The 2,965-nt window shown below is 61.5% G+C and carries 2 protein-coding genes and 2 pseudogenes; 3 read left to right on the forward strand and 1 reads right to left on the reverse strand.

Translation table 11 applies throughout. The features are described 5' to 3' along the window. The first annotated feature begins 353 nt into the window (after positions 1 to 353). Positions 354 to 971: a 30S ribosomal protein S4 gene (gene rpsD / locus ACKODO_RS08285; protein ID WP_408982970.1), complete on the forward strand. Its 618-nt coding sequence runs from the start codon at positions 354 to 356 to the stop codon at positions 969 to 971. A 241-nt stretch (positions 972 to 1,212) separates the two neighbouring features. Here the strand turns inward: rpsD and tcuB are convergent. Next, positions 1,213 to 1,611: pseudogene (gene tcuB, locus ACKODO_RS08290) on the reverse strand (tricarballylate utilization protein TcuB); the annotation flags it as partial. Between the two features lie 317 nt (positions 1,612 to 1,928). Between tcuB and ACKODO_RS08295 the strand changes: the two are divergent. Together ACKODO_RS08295 and ACKODO_RS08300 are read left to right on the forward strand one after the other, a co-directional pair. Continuing rightward, complete coding sequence (locus ACKODO_RS08295; protein ID WP_408982971.1) at positions 1,929 to 2,453, forward strand: hypothetical protein; 525 nt, start codon at positions 1,929 to 1,931, stop codon at positions 2,451 to 2,453. Positions 2,454 to 2,567: 114 nt separating this feature from the next. Then, a pseudogene (locus ACKODO_RS08300) lies at positions 2,568 to 2,965 on the forward strand (MBL fold metallo-hydrolase); the annotation flags it as partial.

The following is a 2,965-nucleotide window of genomic DNA, read 5'->3' on the forward strand; positions in this document are numbered from 1 at the left end:
GAGGGGCAGTTTCAGGCCCATTCCACGAAACCCGGCGCGGATGCCGCCCTGCGGGCCTTGGCGGAGCGGATTCTCGCGCTTCCGGCTTGACTTTATCCCATCCAGCGGCGATAGCCCCGTCTCCCTCGCGCGAGCCTGCTCGGTGATGGGATACGCACCCGTGGCACCGGTTTCGTGTGTCTGTCGCGCTGAAATCTCTCCGGAGGGGAAGGCGAGAGGAGGGGCGTTCCAAGCTCGGCCCTTCGGGGCCTCACCCGTTCGGGTCTGGCTGGAACGCGATGGTGGAACCCCTGAATGGCATTGCCGTTCGGGTTGCCGTCGTTTTCGGGCTGATCCGCCAAAAGGAAACGACGATGTCGAAGCGTCACGAAGCGAAATACAAGATTGATCGCCGCATGGGCGAGAACATCTGGGGCCGTCCGAAGTCCCCGGTGAACAAGCGCGAATATGGCCCGGGCCAGCATGGCCAGCGCCGCAAGGGCAAGATGTCGGATTTCGGCACCCAGCTCCGCGCCAAGCAGAAGCTGAAGGGCTATTACGGCTCGATCTCCGAGAAGCAGTTCCGCCGCTACTACGCCGAAGCGATCCGCATGCGCGGTGACGCCGGCGAGAACCTTATCGGCCTGCTCGAGCGCCGCCTCGACGCGGTGATCTATCGCGCGAAATTCGTGCCGACCGTCTTCGCCGCCCGCCAGTTCGTCAGCCATGGCCACGTGAAGGTCAATGGTCACCGCGTGAACATTGCATCCTACTCGGTGAAGCCGGGCGACGTGATCGAACTGCGCGACGCCGCCAAGAACATGATCCTCGTGCAGGAAGCGGTCGGCCTCGCCGAGCGCGATGTGCCGGATTATGTCGAGGTCGATCACTCGAAGTTCACAGCGAAGCTCGCCCGCGTCCCCGGCCTTGCGGATGTGCCCTACGCGGTGCAGATGGAACCGAACCTCGTGATCGAATTCTATTCGCGCTGAAATTAAACAGCTGAAAAAACACAATATATAGTGTTTTATTCAAAAAATCAGGCGTCAAAAAGGAATATGTTGACGCCTTTTCTATGCGGGCGGCCATCGGAAAAATTAATATTTCGAAATCGCCTGTTTCAGTATTGGCGAACGGCGCGGTGTGCTCATGTTCGTTACACAGGTTGCACACAACTCGACGGAAAACCGCGTTGTTGTTTTGGCAGATATCGGTTTAGGCGGTCGCGCGGCGTCAGTCCCCGCCTACGCCGAGGCGGTTGGGCAGGCGCTTGTCGATGGCGTATTGGAGCAGGGCGGCCGCACGATAGACCGCGTGGGCGAACTTCCCTTGGGGCATCGTCAGGAGCAGCGCCATCACTATGCCCATATGCACGGCCAGGAGCGCCGGCATCGCTGCCGCATGGCGTAAGACGAGCAGCACGAGGCCGACAGGACCAATGATCAGGCCGATGCCGCCGAATGTACCGCGCACGACCGGCAGGTTCGTCATGGCATAGGGCGCCTTCAGGCCGAGGGCGCAGTGGTAGAACGTGGCGACACTGGTGGATGCGAAGCAGAGCATGAAGCCGTAGAAGGTGAGGTGGTGGAAGCGTCGCCGCGCCAGCGTGAAGCAGTCGTCCGCCTCGTTGCAGGCGGCGCACTGCCAGCCTACTGGCCGGCGTCGGAACCTGCTTGCCAGCATCCCGGGACGATGTTAGCACCTCGATTGGGCAGGCGGTCATTTGGGAACCTCGGATGAAGTTGTTTGCGAGATTTCCGCTCCCGCTGCCGTTGCGCTTGCCGCAGAGGTTCAGGCTGCTCATCAGCCTTGCGGTGCCGCTAGCAATGATCGCTGTTTCGCTCCCCGCCAGAGGAGCGGATCGAACCGCCCCGATGGACGCCTCGCTCGCTCCGCATTGGACGTTTACGGTGAACGCCTATGCCTAGCTGTCAGGCATTAACGGGCGCGTGCGCACCATTCCGCCTTTGCCTGCCGTCGACGTGAACATCAGCTTCGGCACGGTGCTTCGGAACCTTGATGGCGCTCTGATGGGGACGGCCGAGGCCCGGTTCGACCGCTACATCTTCTTGACCGATCTCGTAGCCTCCCGGATCTCTCCCAAGAAGGCTATCGCGCTGCCCGCCGGTCCGGACAGCGTCCGCATCGAGAGCGGAGCGGTGATCGGGAGCGGCCTCGTCGGGTACCGGTTCCTGGAAACGACCAATGTCAGCCTCGATGTCCTCGTAGGCGCCCGATTGTTCGCGCTCAACAACACTCTGAGTATTACCGGCGGGCCCGTGTCCCCCTCCTTCGGCAAGAGCGAGCTCTGGGTAGACGGCGTTGCCGGAATCCGAGGGATCGCGACGCTCTCGGACCGGCTTTTCATGACCGTCATCGCCATTGGCGGAGGCCTCTCATCCAGATACGAGTGGGACCTGTTCGGCGGCCTTGGCTACCGCTTCAGCGATAGCTGGAGCGCGTTCGCGGGATAACGGGCGCTGAAGGTCGATTACCGGAGAGGCGACTTCATTTACAACGTTCTGCAGCATGGTCCGGTGCTGGGTGCGCAGTTTCGTTTTTGCGCCAGCCGATCGTTGGAGTTTCATATGTCGACGCGCCGTGATTTCGTCCAGGCACTTCCGGCCTTGGGAGCAGCCTTCGCAGTTGGTTCGAGCATAACTCTGAACGAGAGTTCGGCACAGACCATGCCGACGCCGCTCAGTGGCCACTTTCATCCCAAAGGCAAGGCGCCGACGAGCCACACCATTGCGGCGATCAGGCGCGCCTCCGCCAACCTTCCCTTCGGCGACACGCGCGATTTCGAGGAGCTGAAGAAGGGCTTCATCGCGCCGATGCCGGATCTCGTCATCAAGGCCGATGCGGGCCATGACGCGGTGGACATGAAGCGCTTCCAGTTCCTCAACGAGGACCGGGAGTTCGACAGCATCCACCCCTCGATGCTGCGGATCGACAGGCTCAACAACAATTACGGCCTCTATGAAGT

The organism is Rhabdaerophilum sp., from assembly GCF_046092605.1.
GTDB lineage: Bacteria > Pseudomonadota > Alphaproteobacteria > Rhizobiales > Beijerinckiaceae > Rhabdaerophilum.